Origin of the sequence: Streptomyces sp. UG1 (assembly GCF_049974585.1) — a bacterium.
Classification (GTDB): domain Bacteria; phylum Actinomycetota; class Actinomycetes; order Streptomycetales; family Streptomycetaceae; genus Streptomyces.
Window position 1 is genome coordinate 1 of record NZ_JBNGGG010000021.1, and the last position, 17,747, is coordinate 17,747.

At 71.8% G+C, this 17,747-nt stretch carries 10 protein-coding genes and 1 pseudogene; 3 read left to right on the forward strand and 8 right to left on the reverse strand.

The features are described 5' to 3' along the window. Nucleotides 1–133: 133 nt before the first annotated feature. Nucleotides 134–226 (forward strand): annotated as a pseudogene (locus ACP4J3_RS23195) (helix-turn-helix domain-containing protein); the annotation flags it as partial. Between the two features lie 214 nt (nucleotides 227–440). On the opposite strand, the gene ACP4J3_RS23200 reads toward ACP4J3_RS23195, so the two are convergent. Next, on the reverse strand, nucleotides 441–4,289 hold the full coding sequence (locus tag ACP4J3_RS23200; RefSeq protein WP_426537424.1) for an XRE family transcriptional regulator: 3,849 nt from the start codon (nucleotides 4,287–4,289) through the stop codon (nucleotides 441–443). A gap of 256 nt (nucleotides 4,290–4,545) precedes the next feature. On the opposite strand from ACP4J3_RS23200, the gene ACP4J3_RS23205 reads away from it, so the two are divergent. Next, entirely contained in the window at nucleotides 4,546–4,932 is a 387-nt protein-coding gene (locus ACP4J3_RS23205) for a hypothetical protein (RefSeq protein WP_426537426.1), read from the forward strand. A 295-nt stretch (nucleotides 4,933–5,227) separates the two neighbouring features. On the opposite strand, the gene ACP4J3_RS23210 is transcribed toward ACP4J3_RS23205, so the two are convergent. Next, nucleotides 5,228–5,500: a hypothetical protein gene (locus ACP4J3_RS23210; protein WP_426537428.1), complete on the reverse strand. Its 273-nt coding sequence runs from the start codon at nucleotides 5,498–5,500 to the stop codon at nucleotides 5,228–5,230. 183 nt (nucleotides 5,501–5,683) lie between these two features. On the opposite strand from ACP4J3_RS23210, the gene ACP4J3_RS23215 reads away from it, so the two are divergent. Beyond that, nucleotides 5,684–5,917, forward strand: coding sequence for a hypothetical protein (locus tag ACP4J3_RS23215; protein ID WP_426537430.1), 234 nt, complete (start codon nucleotides 5,684–5,686; stop codon nucleotides 5,915–5,917). A gap of 1,321 nt (nucleotides 5,918–7,238) precedes the next feature. Here ACP4J3_RS23215 and ACP4J3_RS23220 read toward each other — a convergent pair. The 6 genes from ACP4J3_RS23220 to ACP4J3_RS23245 all read right to left on the reverse strand — a co-directional run bounded on the left by ACP4J3_RS23220 (nucleotide 7,239) and on the right by ACP4J3_RS23245 (nucleotide 17,634). After that, nucleotides 7,239–8,738 carry a helix-turn-helix domain-containing protein gene (locus ACP4J3_RS23220; RefSeq protein WP_426537432.1) on the reverse strand — a complete coding sequence of 500 codons (1,500 nt, stop codon included), beginning with the start codon at nucleotides 8,736–8,738 and terminating at the stop codon, nucleotides 7,239–7,241. 541 nt (nucleotides 8,739–9,279) lie between these two features. Further along, on the reverse strand, nucleotides 9,280–9,435 hold the full coding sequence (locus ACP4J3_RS23225) for a hypothetical protein (protein ID WP_426537434.1): 156 nt from the start codon (nucleotides 9,433–9,435) through the stop codon (nucleotides 9,280–9,282). A 267-nt stretch (nucleotides 9,436–9,702) separates the two neighbouring features. After that, on the reverse strand, nucleotides 9,703–11,331 hold the full coding sequence (locus ACP4J3_RS23230; protein WP_426537436.1) for an SWIM zinc finger family protein: 1,629 nt from the start codon (nucleotides 11,329–11,331) through the stop codon (nucleotides 9,703–9,705). Nucleotides 11,332–12,968: 1,637 nt separating this feature from the next. Beyond that, a complete protein-coding gene (locus ACP4J3_RS23235; protein ID WP_426537438.1) occupies nucleotides 12,969–15,791 on the reverse strand; it encodes a DEAD/DEAH box helicase in 2,823 nt (940 codons plus the stop codon). Between the two features lie 113 nt (nucleotides 15,792–15,904). Then, the gene (locus ACP4J3_RS23240; RefSeq protein ID WP_426537440.1) at nucleotides 15,905–16,486 is read right to left on the reverse strand and encodes a sugar kinase; all 582 of its coding nucleotides are present in this window, start codon (nucleotides 16,484–16,486) and stop codon (nucleotides 15,905–15,907) included. Then, nucleotides 16,483–17,634, reverse strand: a complete 1,152-nt coding sequence (locus ACP4J3_RS23245) for an ROK family glucokinase (protein WP_426537442.1) — start codon at nucleotides 17,632–17,634, stop codon at nucleotides 16,483–16,485. Before ACP4J3_RS23245 ends, ACP4J3_RS23240 begins: the two co-directional genes overlap by 4 nt. Between the last annotated feature and the right edge of the window lie 113 nt (nucleotides 17,635–17,747).

Genomic DNA, 17,747 nt, shown 5'->3' on the forward strand with positions numbered 1-17,747 from the left:
CAACTCATCCGGCACCAGCCGCTCAACGATCGAAACCACGACCAACAGGCTACCGACCCAAATGAGATGACGTCTTAAGGGGTCACCATGCTCATCGTGACCCGCGAGGGTGACCGCCGCTGCGAGCTCCCGCCGCACCAGCGCCTTCACCTTGCCCGAGCGGCGCGAGATCAAGAAGATCGCGAAGTCCAAGCCGGCCGAGCACGACCTGCCCTTCTCCACCTGGATCCCGACCTAGCCGGCGGACTTCCTGGCCGCCAGGCGACCTGGGCGGCGTCGGCGATCCGGGCCGGCGCTGGTGCCGCATCAGTTCGATTCCGGCGTCCGAGCCAGCTCCACGTCCCGATGCGACCACTCGTCGGCCTCGGACCAACCCGCGCTGTCCATCGTCGTCCACCACCGCAGCGGCACTGCCCTTGAGCGGGTTCACAGGTGGCCTGTTACGGGCACGGGGGCCGGTAGGCAAGGTTCCCGAAGTACGTGTTCCACTCGGCGCGGGTGATGGCGGGACGGCTGAGTCGGCACACGCGGTCCGCGACGCGCTCAGGGTCCGTCTCCCACAGACGGACGATGCCGTCCGCGCCCGCTGTGGCCAGGGTGTGGTCATCGGAGCCGAACGCCGCCGCGAACACCGGCGTGATGGGCTCATCGTCGGTCAGCGAGGCAAGTGCCTGAGGGTGCGCCGGATCGGTCGTGTCCCACAGCCGGGCGGTGCCGTCGGCACCCATGGTGGCCAGCGTGTTCCCGTCGGGGCTGAAGGCGGGAGAGTAGGCGTCACCGACGTGGCCGCCGAAAGCCGCGCTCTGGTGCAGGCGGCGGTCGGCGACATCCCACAGGCGCGTCACGCCGCCGAATTCCGTGGTGGCCAGGGTCTTGCCGTCCGGACGGAAGACGACGGCGTTGACCCCGTCCGGGAGAGCCGGGGAGACGGCCAGCCTCCTAGGGCGGCGGAGGTCGCCGACGTCCCACAGCCTTACCCTGCGGTCCCATCCCCCGGTGGCCAGGGTCTTGCCGTCCGGGCTGAAGACGGCCGCATTGGCGCCACCAGGGTGGGCGGTGGTGGAGGCCAGTTCGCGGGGGCGGCGGGTGTCCGAGACGTTCCACAGCCGTACGGTGCCGTCCAGGTCGGAGGTGGCCAGGGCGCGGCCGTCGGGACTGAAGGCCACGGTGTTCACGTGGTCGCCGTACCCGGTGAGGGTGGCCGGCGAGCGGGGGCGGCGGGGAACACTGATGTCCCACAGCCGGGCCGTGCGATCGTAACCGGCCGTGGCGAGGATACGGCCGTCCGGACTCAGCGCCAGCCCGCAGACGGCGTCGGTGTGGCCGGTGAGGGTGGCCGGCGAGCGGGGGCGGCGGCGAACACTGATGTCCCACAGCCGGGCCGTGCGATCGTAACCGGCCGTGGCCAGCATGCGGCCGTCCGGACTCAGCGCCAGCCCGCAGACGGCGTCGGTGTGGCCGTGAAGAGCGGGGAGGGGCAGGTCCCACAGCCGTGCGGTGTGGTCGTCCCCGGCGCTGGCCAGGGTTCGGCCGTCGGGGCTGAACGCCACGAAGACGGCGGCGTCGGTGTGCCCGGTCAGCCCAGTCTGCTGCCTGGGGTGGCGCGGATCGCCGATGTCCCACACCCGCACGGTGTGGTCCAGGCTCGCGCTGGCGAGCGTGCGTCCATCCGGGCTGATGGCGACGGAGCGCACGCCGTCGGTGTGGCCGGTCAGGGTCGCCAGCGGGGCCGGGTGTCCGCGGGCGGCCAGGTTCCACAGCCGCACGGTGCGATCCCAGCTCGCGCTCGCCAGCGTCTCCCCGTCGGGACCGAAGGCCACCCAGCTGACGGCTGCGGTGTGGCTGGTCAGGGTGGCTGCCCGGTGGGCGTTCCCGGAGGCGTCGAGCGTCCACAGGTGTACGGCTCGGTCGAAGCCGGCGGCGGCCAGGTTGCGGCCGTCGGGACCGAAGGCCACGGAGACGAGCGCGGCGTCCGTGTCGTCGTCCGCGCGCAGTGAGGCCCTCGTGCGGGGACGGCGCGGATCGGTGACGTCCCACAGCCGTAAGGTGCCGTCGGTACTCGCGGTGGCGAGGGTGGTGCCGTCCGGGCTGAACGCCACGGCGTTGACGTCGCCGGTGTGGCCGCGCAGGACCGCCAGCAGGCGGGGGCTGTCCGGGGCGGTGGTGTCCCATAGCCGCGCGGTGTCGTCCCAGCTCGCGGTGGCCAGGGTCCTGCCGTCGGCCCTGAAGGCGGCGTGGCTGACCTTGCCGGTGTGGCCGGTCAGGGTGGCCGGCGGGCGGGCGCGATGGGGGTCGGTGACGTTCCACAGGCGGGCGGTGTCGTCGTTGCTGCCGGTGACCAGCGTGCGGCTGTCGGCGGAGTAGGCCACCGCGTTGACGTTGTCGGTGTGCCCCGTGAGGCGTGTCGCGTACGGGGTCGCGAAGGTGCTGAGCAGACTGCTCCGGGCCTCGGTGGTGGGGGCCAGGCGGTAGGCGGCGAGGCTGAGCTGGGTGGCGAGCGCGGGATTGGTGGAGCGCAGCGCGGTGGCCCGCTCCGCGACCTTCTGGGACAGGGCGATGTTGCGCTGCCGGGTGGCGGTGCCCTGGGCACGCACCGCGTAGACGGTGGTGGCCGAGGCGGTGATCAGGAGCAGGGTCAGCAACACGGTGAGCCGGCGCAGGCGGCGGACACCGCGGCGGGCGGCGGCCTGCTCGCTGTGCGCGGCGGCCCGGCTCGCGTCCAGGAACTCCCGCTCCTGCACGGACAGGGAGGCGCGGTCGAGCGCGGCGACCATGGCGAGACGCGTGCCTCGGTACAGCGCGCCGTGATCTCGCCCCAGCGTCTCCCAGGCCAGTGCCGCATCGGTGAGCCGGCGCAGCACCCGCAGGGCCTCCCGGTCCTCGGCCAGCCATCCGTGCAGCCGGGGCCAGCAGCGGATCAGAGCCTCATGCGCCAGCTCCACCCGTTCGTTGTCCAGCGTCAGCAGCCGTGCTCGGGCGGCCTGTTCCAGCACGGCGACGATGTCGTCGCCGTCCTCCTGCTCGGCGAGCCCGCGCAGCTCCGCCAGGCGCGCCGGTCTCCGGGTGTCTTCCGTCCCCTCGCCCAGCGCGGTCAGTCGCACAAAAGCCCTCCGCGCCAAATCCCTTTGCTCTGGGCGTAGTTGTCCGTAGAACTCCTCCGCGGTGCGAGCGAGACCGCCTTCGAGTCCGCCCACTGCCTGGAACGCCTCCAGCGTCAGCGCGTTACCACGGCGTCGCCGCCAGGTCTCAAGAAGCGCGTGCGACAGCAGCGGCAGCGCTCCGGCCTGGCCGTGCGCCTGCGCGGTGAGCGACGCCAGCAGTGCGCCCTCGACGGTGAGACCGGCCTGCTGGGCGGGTCTCACCACGGCCCTGCGCAACTCGTCGAGGCTCATCGGCCCGATCGGCACCTGCGCCTCGCGCATGACCTCCACCAGAAGCGGGTCGCGGATGCAGTGCGCGTAGAAGTCGGCGCGCACACCGAGCACCACCCGGCACTGCCCGGACCCGGCCGACGCGGCGGTGACCAGTGCCGCGACGAAGCACTGCCGCTCGGCGTCGTCCCGGCACAGCGTGAATGTCTCCTCGAACTGGTCGACGACCAGCACGACGCCGTCGCCCCCTTCGGCCCCTTCAGAGCGGGCGACGATCTGCCGCAGCACCCGTGCCAGGTTCTCCGGGTTCTGGCGCAGCTCCTCGTACAGCCCGCCCGGCGAGATGCCCGCCAGCGCGCCCAGCCGTACCGCGCACTCCTCCACCGGCCGGGGCCCCGGCGTCAGCACCACCACGGTCGCCGCGTCCCGCAGGCGCGGCACCAGACCGGCCCGCAACAGCGACGACTTACCCGAACCCGAAGCCCCGATCACCAACACGAACCGCTGCCGCTCCAGCCGCTCGGCCAGCTCCTCCACCAGATGCTCCCGGCCGAAGAACCACTCCGCGTCCTGCTCCCTGAACGGCCGCAGACCCGTATACGGCGGTGGCGTGCCGGACTCCTCCGTTAGGCCGAGGGCGGGATCCCCATCACCGAGGTGCTCCGCCGCCTCCCGCCAACGAAGCTCCCATTCCTGGACATCCCCATCGCAGGAGCGCACGTACGCCAGGGTCACCGCCAGCGTCGGCAGCCGCCGCCCGGACGCCGCGGAGGACAGCGTCGAGATCGAGTAGTGCGCCCGCTCCGCCAGTGTCCGGTAGGGCGGATTGCCTGCCTTTCGCCGCAACTGCCGCAAGCCCGCGGCGAACTCCGGTAACGGACCGTCCCCCGCGTCCAGCGGTCGCTCCTTGCGCGGCATCGCCACACCTCCCCGCTTCCCCCAGGTGACGGCCTGACAGCCGCGTCACATTTTTCATGAGTTGTTTGTTCGGCACCAGTGCTCCGAAGGCGAACAACGCGCGGGCCACTACACCTGGAGCGACCGGCCCGGCCGCACTCGTGACGGCCAACGGCCGAGGTTGAGGAACGGAACGGGAATGCAGGATGAGATTCGCCGGCCCCGTTTGTCCGGAACCGCAAGAAACGGATACTCACACTCCCGAAAGGGTCCGTTGATGAAGAACCTTCGTACGACTCTGGCAGTCGGAGCGACAGCCATCGCGGCCGCACTGTTCAGCACGTCCCCGGCCGCCGCCTCCCCGGAGATGACTCCCTTCGACCAGGCCGCCGCCTGTAGCCAGCCGGTGAATCCCGTGAGCGCCGGGGCGGCGCGGGTTCACCTCTTCTTGTGCGACAACGGCTGGCACGGGCAGATCACTGGTGCCACCCCTGGGGATGAGATCTGGGTGACGAACGCATCGGGCCGTGTGACCGCCTGGCGTACGGTGCCCACGGGCGCGACCTCGATGAACAGCGGCACGGTCGGCTCCTTCGGGTCACCGTGGCGTGCCTGTGGAAAGGACATCAGTCGCGGCGTGATCGGATGCACCGCCTACAACTGATCCGAGCTCAGCGCTGGTTCGACCGCGGCCGGAACGTGAAGGCCCCTTCACCACGTATCGCGTGGTGAAGGGGTGACGCTCGGAAGGGGCTTGTTGGTGTACGGGGTGTCGTCGCGGACGGTCACTGAAGCAGGATCATGCAGCAGGGCGATGCCTGCTCGTCCGTGCATCTGGCGCGCGATCTGCTTGGTCTTGGTGTTGACGCCCTGGGTGGGGCCGTTGCTGTGCCGCCGGCTCACCCCACGAAGTCACCCCGAACCGGTGCGACACCCGATCGACCCCACCGTGCCACCACCTACTCCCGCATCACCGCGAACCGCTGTGCCAGAAGATCAACGCACTCATGAAGCCCAGGTCGCGGCAGGCCGGCGCACTCACGCATCACCGCGATGGCCTGCACGCTGCGACCAGCGGCGATAAGCCCGTCCACCTCCGCTCGCGCCTCGGTCGACAGCCTGCTCCACAGCAAATCTTCCACGCCCACATTGAACCTGCCGAACAGCCGTAACCCCCGGCCGGAGCCGTGGTTGTCAAACACGCCTGCATGAACAAAACGTTCTTTTGACACCTTGGCCGGTGGAACCGCCGTCTACACGCGGTCCAAGGGACTCAATGCACCGTTGAGCCGGCGAGGCGGACTTCGAGATCAGCGACGCGCCGGTCCTGGAAGCGGAGGTTGGAGCGGACGGCCGTGAGCCGTTCGTCAAGGGTGCGGTTGTCGGCGGTGAGCTGCCGGACCCGCTGCTTGAGGGTGGCGTTCTCGGTGGTGGTAGCGGCAGGCCCGGTCGGCTGCGGCCCGTTGGTCTGCGGACAGGCCCATCCGATCGGCCTGAGCTCCTACCCCGGTCTCGGCGGCGGGATCGGTGGCGGTGTGGAAGCATCGCGAGGCCGCCCACAATTTCTCGATCACGTGGACGATGTCGAGAACGACATGGATGGTGACGCCGCGTCGGGCGTCCTCGGCATGGGGATCAACTCCAACTGATGCTCGGCGCCGTCGACCAGGACCACCCAGCACCGGCGGTGCTGGGGATCACGGGCTTGTGCCTCGTCGAACGCGGTGGCGATCACCTGGTCCGCGTCGTGTTGAACCGAGGCGTGAGCCACTTCGCGCGGGCCTCGGGTCTTCTTTCCTGCGGACAGACAGGTGCGGAAGGTGCGCGTCGTCCGCTCCGCGGCCTTCCGTGTCGCCTCCCGCAGATGCCCGGACGCGTCACGATCCCCTTGCCGTCGACGCTGAGCACCAGCAGCGTCGTGCTCACTGCCGGGTCAGGGGTGCGGGCGGCATAGAAGGCGGCGATGTCCACGCGGCCGCCCGCACGAGCTGTTCGGCCTGGCACTTGCCGACCGCCCGCGTCCCGCAGCGGCGTTCGATCGCCTCCAGGGCGTGATCGTAGGAGCCGCGGGCCGCTTCCAGCACGTCGCCAGTTGGCGCCGGTGCTCCTTCTCCAGCCGGGTCCGTCCCGCGGCGAGTTGGGCCCGCCGACCAGTGTCGAGGGCGGCCAGTTCGGCTTCCTCCCGGCGGGTGCACGTAGCGGGCCAACTGAACCAACATGCCCGGGTCGACCCGGCAGGTGTTGTTCTGAGTGACGTTCTGGACGGGAAGCAGTTCAGCGGCAGAATCCGAATCCATTTCTGCCGCCCCATGATCCGATACCGCCGACCGAGACCGTTCCGGAATAGGAGACACAGCGATTCCTTGCAGGTGCTGCGACAGCAGCGTAATGGCCGTAGTCACCGTAGTCGGAATAGTAATTGGTTGTCCCGTTGGAACTCCTGACTGCGAGCGCCGCACTCATGGGCTGAGCACTTCCGTGGTGCCAGTACCGCTTCGTGATAACGCATTTTTCGCCAGCGATGGGATTCCAGAGAAGAAAGACCTCACCGAATCGGCTCTGCAGGGCGTCCCGGCCGATGACCCCGCGCTGGTCCAGGACCACGGCTGGGACATCGTCGCCAACATAGTTCCAGCCGCAACCGCTGCGAGAGAAGGCGATTCCCTCAAGTCCGCCATGCGCGGAGGCCGGCGTTTCGGCGGCCACGACCATTACGGGTACCAGTAGGAGGAGCGCCAGACCGAGGCGCGTTCTGATCCTTCTACCGAATCGCGTCACACCCTTGAACACTAATTCCCCCTGTTGCTCGATTGCCGAGAATGTAATCGCACCAACTGGCGACGGAATCAATTCCGTCGCGTGCTTGACAGTTCGTGCAACGGACGGTCTGTCACCAAGACCGTAGAAGATGCCCTACCCGCGGGCCAATGTGCACGGTGCTCAAATCCAGGCATCGGTTGTGCACAATGCTCAGACAGCCTGGGCAGCCGTGATGTGGAGGGCGTGGACGACATCGTGGCAGCCGGCGCCGGTGGTCAGCAGGTCGCGTCCGAGTTGGGCTTCGGCGGTGCGCAGGTGGGCGCGGACGGTGTTGCGGCTGATGCCGAGGTGGCGGGCGGCCTGCTGGGCGTCGGTGTTGGCGTCGATCCAGGCTTGAAGGGTGCGGCGCTGCGTGGCCCCCAGAGGCCGGAGGAATGTTTGGGCCCAGGCGGCGGCTCGTTCGGTGCGTAGCAAGTCGTCCAGTGTGGGGGCTGGTTGCTGCCCGTCGGGTTCGGGTGTGGTGCAGGCGCTGGTGAGTGCGAGGGCCAGGTGGACGGCGGCCCGGGAGCGGACATCAGCCAGGTCCAGGCCGAGAGAGTGTTCCGCGCGTCTGATGTGTGCGGTGACGGTGTTGCGGCTGAGGTCGAGCAGCCGGGCCACAGCCGCACGGGGCGCGCTCATGAGGAAACGGGTGACGTCGACGGTGATCGCCGGGAGGGATTCCAGCGGGCGCAGCAGGTCACGTGCCCAGGCCAGAGCGGGTCGATGCGGTAGGACCCCGTCCAGCGGTGTCTGCCCCCGGTAGGAGACCACGCGGCCGGGTGTGGTGCGGGCGGCGGCGAGGGCGTGGGCGGCCTGGCTGTAGGCGCCGGCCGTCGCGTCGAGCGGGTGAGGTCCGCTGACGCCCAGCGCGTAGCCGGGGTTGTCGCGTACCAGGCGGCGCAGCACCTCCTCCCCGCGGTCCTGGCCTCCGGGGCCGTCCCCATCTCGGTTTCCTGCGGCGTCGGCGATGAGACAGATCAGGTGCTCTTTGAAGGCAGGGCACTGCACCATCAGGTCCGAACCGTGGTAGCCGGAGGGATCCTGGTGGGCCTGCGCGATCCGGTCGCGGTCGGCCGGCGGGCAGTGCAGCAGATGCACCCGTAGCCGGTCGGCCTCCAGCAGCGGTGGTACGGCACCGGTCGTCATGCGGCGGGCCAGTGCCGGTTCTCCTGCCAGCAGCGCTTGGAGCACGGCGAACCGTACCTGGCGTGCCTTGTATTGGAAGCCGCGCCAGGTGCGCTCACCGTCCCCGGCGCGGCGCAGCAGCGTGATGATGCTGCCGGTGTGCGAGATCAGCGCGGCCGACTCCGGACTCAATGTCGACCGGGCTGCTGCCACGAGCACCGGACGGGACGCATGCGTACCGAGTGCTTCACAGCGCACATGCAGCGTGTCGGCCTGGGTGGCGGCTGCGGCCAGATGCCCGGTGGATAATCGCGTGAGCAGCGAAGCGAGAGGGTGCAGTATCTCCTGGGGAAAGCCAGATGTGGACGACTCCACGATGCCCGCGTTGTCCGCGACCAGCGCGATCTCCGCGCCGGTCTGTCGGTGCAGCCAGCTCAGAACCCCCCGCACGTCAGGCTCGGCTTCGTGGGCCACTTGGCGTCTCAACTCGCGCAGCAGCCCGTCCAGATGTCCGGCCTGCCACTGCCCCTGCGCGTCCAACATGGCCCCATGCCCCCTGTGCCGATATCCCGTTGTCCGCTGTCACGATCCACGGTGGCACCCGAGCGCCAGCCCGTGGGAGATGTCTGTCTACCGATGTCGGCCTGTGGAGAGTATGCGTCCTGTTTCATGTGGATTGGTCTGAGCCCAGCGCCCTGTGAACTACGGGCGACCAGATCAGTTGAGACCTGGGGATGCCGGGAATCTCGGGGACGGCGCCGAGGACGTGGCCGCCCACGCCTGGCAGGAGATCGCCCGGCACCGGGCGCTGGGCCACTTGCGCCGGCAGAAGGTACGGCCCCGGCTGCCGACGCTGCTCGGACAGAACACTCGGGATCTGCCCCGCCCGCACCCGCAGTCAGGCTCTGGGGCCCCTCCTCTCCACCAAATACACCCTTCATCTGGTCCGCGGGCTCCTGCGCGATCAGGCCGAGGCCGTGCTGCCCGATCACGAGGGGCGAGGAGCCCGCCCTCTGTGGAGGGGGCAGCGGGCTCCAAAGTGCAGGGGCAGTCTCGTTCCCCCTCGTGACCGGTCTGCCGCTGCTCACATCCACGGTGCTGGGCCGGTGCGGGCCGCCCAGGCGGCGTGGGCCGTGTTATCGAACAGCCGGATTCCGTACCGCTTGCACTGGGTCACGATGCGCCGGCCGTCGGGCGCGGCGCCGAGGTCTCCGGCCCCGCCGACGACCCGGGCGCTCATACAGCCGTCGCGCTCGCAGAGAAAAGCGATGGATGGCCTGCTCGAACTCGCGCGGATTCATCTCGTGATGCCGGGCGTTCTCGGTGGACTGGATCTCCTGGAGCCGTCGCCGTTCGGCTGCCCGGCGGATGCGGTACCTGGAGTGCACGACAAGGCCGCCGGCGAACAGGAACAGGGGCAGGGGGCTGCCGCTCCGGGACCGGATGTGGTTCTTTTGGGGCGCGTGTGGCGCCCAACGCCGTGTTCGGGCAGGGCTGTTGCGCCAGGTCAGAGTTCCGGCGCGGCTCCGACCGAGTCGAGGCCGGTGAGGGCTCCCACGGGGTCGAGGTCGGGGGTGCCGCGTGGCCACCAGTCGTCGTGCCCCGGTTCCGATTCGTAGGGGTACCAGAGGCCGTCGCGGCCGAAGCGGAGCTGGACATGGCCGCGGGGGTGGGTGAGGTGGTTCCGCCACGGACGGAAGGCGGGGAGGTCGGCGGCGAGGAGCAGGGGGCGGGCACGGTCGAACCGGCCGGCCGGCGGGTCCCAGGGTTCTTCGAGTACGGCGAGCCCCTCGAAGCCGCCCTGACGCCAGGCGGCGACCGCGCGGGCCAAGTCGGCCGGGGTGCGGTCGGCGGCGGAGGCGAGGGAGGCGTACAGCGCGCGGGTGGCGGCGGTGAGGCCGGAACCGGGGCGGGCGGCGGCGAGCCGGACCGCGTCCTGCCACAGGGTCAGTTCGCCGACCGGGTCGCGTCCGGTGCCGAGGAGGGCGTGCGCGCGTGCGGCGGCGTCGGTCGCCAACTGGTCCAGCGCGAAGGGGTCGGGGCCGCCCGGGGCCGCCGGGTAGACGGGCGGCTGCTCGGGGTGCGGAGGCATGGGCAACGGCGCCGGGAGCGGCGACAGTTGACGCTGCGGATCCAACGCCTCGGTCGCGCGTACGCCCGCGAGGGGCGCCGGTTCCCGCTCCTGTGCGGCGCGGGCCGCGCGGGCGGCGCTCAGACGGGACAGGGCGTCGAGCAACTGGCGTTCACCACGCCCGCGCAGCAGGAGCAGCACAAAGGGGTCGGCGTCCAGCAGGCGCGCGGTCTGGTAGCAGAGGGCGGCGGCGTGTTTGCAGGGGTGGCCGCGGTCGGGGCAACTGCAACGGGGGTCCAGATCGCCCGGCCCCGGCAGCAACGGCACGCCGCACTCTGCGAGAGTCTGCGGCATCTCCTTGTCCAGCAGCGCCGCGATGTGCCCCGGCCGTTCGGCGACGGTGTCCAGGAACCGCGCCCAGTCGGCGTCGTCCAGCGTCCGCAGCCGCACCTGCACGCGGTACGGCCGCGGCCGACTCCCGCGCACATACGCCAGCACAAGCCCCGGCGTCACGGTGATGGCATCGACGTGACCCTCCTGTGCGTAACCGCGTCCGCGGGCAAGCCGCTTGGGATCGAGGGCACCCTCCTCGAGGGCTCGGACCCATGCGTTGCCCCACCAGCTCTCGGCGAAACGGGCCTCGTCGGACGACGGCCGGGGCGCGAAGGCGGGGAAGGTACGACGGAGTTCGCCGTCTCGGCCTGGGGCGGCCATGGAGTGGGGGATCTGGGGGGTGGAGGGAGGGATGGGAGGGGTGGAGGTGGGGGTGGGGGTGGGGGTGGTGCCGGTCGGGGGGTGGGACTTGGGTGTGTCGGGGGCGGGCGTGGAGTGGGAGGCGGGAGAGTTGGGGTCGGTCGGGGGACGAGCCGCGAGTGCGTCGGCACCGGTGGGCATGGCCGAGGAACCGCCGCGTGAGCGTGTCGACCCTGCTGCGGATGCGGGTGGCCCTGCCGGATGCGAGGGCGAGTGCGAGGTGGGGCTCGTCGGCTCGTGCCCGTGCCGTTCGGGCGCCGCGTCCGGCATCGCCGCCGCGTCGCCCTCGTGGGGCGCGTCCGAGGGAGGCATCTGGAAGGCGCCGGCGAGCAGACTCCGTACGTCACGGCTGCGGCGGCTGTCGGCTCCCGTGTCGGGGCGGCCCCTGGAACCGGTCGATGCGGGTCGACGCGACCGTCGAGCGCCCGGAGCCCTCCGGCCGGCCTCGTCCGACTCGGCCGCCCGCTGCCTCTCCCGCTCCGCCAGGGCAGCGCGCAGCGCCGCACGGGCACCGTCCGCCGCGCGGCGCGCCGGGATGGAGGGTTCGCGTTCGGATTCGGGCGCGGACGACGCCCGCCGCGCTCCAGCAGAAGCCTCCGTCCCCTCGGCGGAAGCCGCCTCCGACCCACGCTTCCCGCCGACTGAAGCAGCCTTCGACGCAGGCTCGCTGCCGGCAGAAGCAGCCTTCGACCCACGCTTCCCGGCGGCAGAAGCAGCCCCCGACAGAGGCTTCCCGCCAGAAGCTCCCTCCGACGCAGGCCTCCCCTCCGTCGATCCGCCTGCCACCACAGCCTCGTCGCCGCCCGAGTCATCGGGTCGCCCGTCCAGCGTCGGACCGTCCAGCACCGTCCCATCTCGCAAGCCGTCGGGGCCTGCCGAGCCCGCCGCCTCACCCGCGCCGTCCTCGCTCACACCCGGCACTACCGCACGAGCCGCATCACCCTGCAAGCCGTCGGAGTCCGCCGAACCCTCCCCCTCACCCGCGCCGACCTCGCTCAAACCCCGCACCACCGCACGAGCCCCATCACCCTGCAAGCCGTCGGAGTCCGCCGACCCCTCCGCCTCACCGGCGCCGCCCTCGCCCGCCCCCCGCCGCGCGGCAATGGCACGCCGCAGTGCCGCACGAGCCGCATCACCTGGCCGTGCCCCGGAGCGGTGCGGCTCGCCCTTGGCCCCCGCCGACTCACCGCCGGCAGCCGCCCCCTGTCCCGAAGCCCGCCCCGCCGAGGCAGCAGAGGCTGAAGTCCGCTCTTCGGACGACGGCGACACCGAGCCCCGCTCGCCCGCCGCTGCGGCCGCCTCCGAGCCCCGCTCCCCGGCCGCTGCCGCCGCCCCCGAGCCCCGCTCCCCCGCCGCCGCCCCCGAACCCTGCCCCGCCGACTCCGGAGACCCTGACCCCCGATCCCCCGGCCTTCCAGTCACCGAGCCACAACCGCCGTCCCCCTCCGGCGCCGAACCACGACGGGCGTCCCTCCCCGACGCCGGGCCACGACCGCCGTCTCTCCCCGACACCGAACCACGACCGCCGTCCCTCCCCGACGCCCCCACCCTCCGCTCCCGAGCAGCCCGCAGTGCCCGGCGTGCGGCATCGGCCGGTCGGGATTCGGGCTCGCCCGGTCGCCTCGGCTCGTCCGCGGTCGGGATGGCGTGCGTCTCTGCCTCACGCCCATAGGCATCCACGTCTGCCGCCCGCCCATCGGCACGCGCGGGGGACGCCGCCTCCACCGCTGGCTCATCGCCGTGCACCTCCGCGTCCCGCCCCTGGGCCTGCACCCCCGCCTCAGACCCTTCGACATACACCCCCGTCTCCAGCCCCTCAGCCTCCACCCTCGTCTGCCGTTCAGCCTGCACCCCCGTCTCCGGCGCTTCAGCCTGCACCCCCGTCTCTGGCCCCTCAGCACACACCTCCACCTCCTCACCACCCACACTCCCCCGCCCCTCCACCCCGGTCACGACTCCCTCCTCAGCGACACCAGGTCCGTCAGCTCACGGTCCGTCAGTTCTGTGAGGGCCGACTCTCCGGAGCCGAGGATCGCGTCGGCCAGGGCGCGCTTGGACTCGAGCATCTGCGCGATGCGGTCCTCGACCGTGCCCTCGGTGATGAGGCGGTGGACCTGGACGGGCTGGGTCTGGCCGATGCGGTACGCGCGGTCGGTGGCCTGTTCCTCGACCGCCGGGTTCCACCAGCGGTCGAAGTGGACGACATGGCCCGCGCGGGTGAGGTTCAGGCCGGTGCCCGCCGCCTTGAGGGAGAGGACCAGGACCGGGGTCTCGCCGCTCTGGAAGCGGTCCACCATGCGTTCGCGGTCCGGGACCGGTGTGCCGCCGTGGAGCAGGTCCACCGGGACCGCCCGGGCCGCGAGATGGGCGGCGATCAGGCGGGCCATCCCGACGTACTGCGTGAAGACCAGCGCCGAGCCGTCCTCGGCCAGCAGGGTGTCGAGCAGTTCGTCCAGCAGTGTCAACTTGCCGGAGCGGGCCGCCAGTCGCTCCGTCGTCGCCACTTCCTCGTCCTTCAGGTACAGCGCCGGGTGGTTGCAGATCTGCTTGAGGGACGTCAGGAGCTTCAGCACCAGGCCCCGGCGCGCCATCCCCTCCGCCGTCTCGATGGCGTACATCGACTCCCGCACCACCGCCTCGTAGAGCGCCGCCTGTTCACGAGTGAGCGGGACGGGATGGTCGGTCTCCGTCTTGGGCGGCAGTTCGGGGACGATACCGGGGTCGGACTTCTTGCGCCGCAGGAGGAAGGGACGGACCAAGCGGGCGAGGCGGTCCACGGCCTCGTCGTCCTCGCCGTTCTCCACCGCGCGGGCGTGCCGGGCGCGGAAGGCCTTGAGCGGGCCGAGCAGGCCCGGCGTCGTCCAGTCCAGCAGGGCCCACAGCTCGGAGAGGTTGTTCTCCACCGGTGTGCCGGTCAGCGCCACGCGCGCGGGCGTCGGGATGGTGCGCAGCGCCTTCGCCGTCGCCGAGTGCGGGTTCTTGACGTGCTGTGCCTCGTCGGCGACGACCATGCCCCAGGTGTGCTGGGCCAGCGCCGGTGCCGCCGAGCGCATCGTGCCGTAGGTCGTGAGGACGAAGCCGGCGTCGGTGTCCTCCAGGGTGCGGTCGGGGCCGTGGAAGCGGCGGACGGGGACGCCGGGGGCGAAACGGGTGATCTCCCGCTGCCAGTTGCCGAGCAGGGACGCCGGGCAGACCACGAGGGTCGGGGCCGTCCGGGCGCGCTTGAGGTGCAGGGCGATCACCGTGATCGTCTTGCCCAGTCCCATGTCGTCGGCCAGGCAGCCGCCGAGGCCCAGGGACGTCATGAGGTCCAGCCAGGCCAGGCCCCGGAGTTGGTAGTCCCGCAGCGTCGCCCGCAGTCCGGGCGGCGGCTCGGCCGGTCGTACGCCCGCGGTCAGCCGGTCGCGCAGGGCGGCCAGCGCGCCGACCGGTACCGCCTCGACCGTCTCGCCGTCGACCTCCGCGCTGCCGGTGAGGGCGGCGGACAGCGCGTCGACCGGGTCGAGCAGGCCCAGTTCACGCTTGCGGGCCTTGCGGACCAGCGCCGGGTCGACCAGCACCCAGCGGTCCCGCAGCCGGACGACGGGGCGGTGCGCCTCGGCGAGCGCGTCCATCTCCGCCTCGGTCAGCGGGTCGCCGCCGATCGCCAACTGCCAGCGGAACTGGAGCAGTTCCTCGCTCTCGAAGAAGCCGGTGCCGTCGGTCGCCGAGCCCGGCGCGGGCCGTACCACCGCCGCCGCGCTGAGGTCGTGTGCCAGGTCCCGGGGCCAGTGCACCGCCACCCCGGCCGCCGCGAGCCGGGTCGCGGCCACGCCCAGCAGATCGCCCAACTCCTCGTCGGACAGGGCCAGTACGTCGGGCACGTCCTGCTCGGACAGCCGGTCGAGCGGCGCCCACACCCGGGCCGCGCGCCGCACCGCCAGCGCCGTGTCCACCCGCGCGCGTGGCCCGAAGGCCGCGTCCGCCTCGCCCGACCACAGGGCGGCCGCGTCGGCCACCAGGGTGGGGTCGGCGAGGCTGTGCACCTGGACGATCGCCGCGCCCGCGCTGCGTGCGCCCGCGTCGCGGTCGTCGAAGAGGTCGTAGGCCGACAGGTCCAGGCGCAGCGAGATCCGCACGCCCGCGTCCATGCCGGCGGCGACCTCGGCCGCCCAGTCGTGCGCGTCGGGCAGGCGCTGGGCCTCGCGCGCGGCGAAGGGCCTGCCCGAGACGTGCGGTGCGGCGGGGGTGCGGGGCAGGGTGTCGGCGACCGCGTCCAGGAAGGCGCGCATCAGCGCCTCGGGCTCGGGCAGTCGCAGCGGGCCCGGGCCGGGCAGGGGGACCGCGTGGCCCTCGTGGGGCAGGGCCGCGGCGACCGCGCGCAGGTGCGCGATGTCGTCCGGGTCGAGCGGCCCGGCCCGCCAGGCGTCGTGGCCGGTGGGGGTCAGGCCAGGCAGCAGCCGGCCGCGCGCGGTGAGCCGCAGGGCGTGCAGCGCGGCGGCGCCCCAGCAGGCGGTGGCGACGTGGGCGGCCGGGTCGCGCCGGGCCCGCACGAGCAGCGGCAGCGCCTGGCCGAGCGGCAGGGACAGCGCCGGGGTGGTCCTGCGGCGGACTCCGGCGCCATGCCGTCGTACGACGGTGAGCTCCGTGTCTTCGGTCGGCAGCGGGCCGCCCTCCGGGTCCCAGAAGGCGATCCGGCCCTCGCGCGGGAGGGGCGCGGGCAGGAAGACGGCCGCGAGCCGGACGGGGACGGTCTCCCCCGCGCGCTCGGCCACCGCGGTCCTGTCGCTCATACGTCCTGTCACCTCCCGCCCATGAGTCGGATCAACCGTCTTCGACTCTACGGGCGGGGTCTGACAATCGGCTCCGGCGGCCGGTGCGGGCGACCGGGCGTCTCACGGGGTGATCAAGGGACCGTGCGCGAGACGACGTACACGAACGGATTCTCCGGGTCGGCCATGCTCACGACTATGTCGTGCGTCGGGGCCGGGTTCTTCTGCTCGTGGACGGTGCCGTACCACGGCCCGGGGGCCTTGAAGTCCCAGCCGGTGATCTTCTGGTCGCGGGCGCCGATGGCGATCTTGTCCGGCTTCAGGTCGTCTCGGCCGAGGCCCATGCTCTTCAGGTAGGCGTCGAGGTTCTTGTCGGTGGTCTGGAACTGGACGTAGAGACGGCTGGTCCGCCAGTTGTTCGTCTCGTAGTACCCGACGTTGTACGACGGAAGCGGGATCGGCACCTGGTAGATGCGGCGCTGGACCTTCGACGGCCAGTGCGGGGTGAGGCCGGTCGCCGCCCACTTCTCCTCCTTGTCCCTGCCGCTGTCGCGGCTCTGGTTGGCGGAGATCACCAGATAGCCGGCCGGGACGCCGATGAGCAGCAGGATGATGAGCAGGGTGAGCGCCCTGCGGCGGATCATGTGACGGCGGCCCTCGGGCGGCTGGGCGTGCTCGTCGGGGGAATCGGCCTGGCGGGGTACGGACACGGTCACGCCGGCCCCTGCGACGACATCCGGCGGGCCTCGGCGAACCGCGCGTAACGCTCGTACCGCTCCACCCGGCGCCGGTTGGCGCGCCGGAAGCGGCGGGCGACCAGGCGGGCGAGGTCGGCGGCGCCCACCATGCCGGCCTCGGGGCCGAGCTGGGCACGGGTGATGCGGGCCTCGGGGCGGTAGCCGCGGCCGGTGAGATGGCGCTTGAAGGCGTCCCGCGCGGGGCCGATCAGCAGGTCGTCGGCGGCCGACACGCCGCCGCCGATCACGAAGCAGGACGGGTCCAGGGCGGCCGCGAGGTTGGCGATGCCGACGCCCAGCCATTGGCCGATGTCCTGGAGCAGTTCGATGCACATCGCGTCGCCGTCGCGGGCCAGCTCGGTGATCATCGGGCCGGTGATATCGCCGATCTGGCCCTTGACGTGCTCGATGATTCCGTACGCCACCGGCGAGTCGGCGGCGGCCAGCTCCTTGGCCTCCCTGACCAGCGCGTTGCCGGAGCTGTACTGCTCCCAGCAGCCGCGGTTGCCGCACGGGCAGCGGTGGCCGCCGGGGACCACCTGCATGTGCCCGAACTCGCCCGCGACGCCGTACTTGCCGCGCTTGACCTGCCCGTCCTCCAGGATCGCGCCGCCGATACCGGTGCCCAGCGTGATCATGACGAGGTGGTCCTCGCCGCGGCCGGCGCCGAAGCGCCACTCGGCCCAGGCGGCGGCGTTGGCGTCGTTGTCGACCAGCACGGGGACGGCGAGCCGGCCGGCCAGGCGGTCGCGCAGGGGCTCGTTGCGCCAGGACAGGTGCGGCGCGAACAGCACGCGGTTGCGTTCGGCGTCGACCCAGCCGGCCGCGCCGATGCCGACGGCGTGCACGTCGTGCCGGTCGGAGAGGTCCAGGACGAGTTCGACGATGGTGTCCTCGACGACCTTCGGGCTCTTGGACTTGTCCGGGGTCTCCGTGCGGACCTTCTCCAGGATGTTGCCGTCGGCGTCCACGACGCCCGCCATCACCTTGGTGCCGCCGATGTCGATGCCCACGGTCGGCACCCGGGGCGCCGACAGGTGTGAGCGGCGCTCTCTGGGGCCCACCGTCCGAAGAACGGGGGCCCGCCTCGAGCCGATGGGAGCGGTGAAGTCGCGGTAGGTGCTCATCAGGGCCGATTCTGCCTCACCGCCGGTACGGGTGCCGTACCGGGAAACAACGGGGTGGTTCACGTCATACGCAGTCCGCTTGCGGACGTCACTTTGTCCTGACATTGCAACGT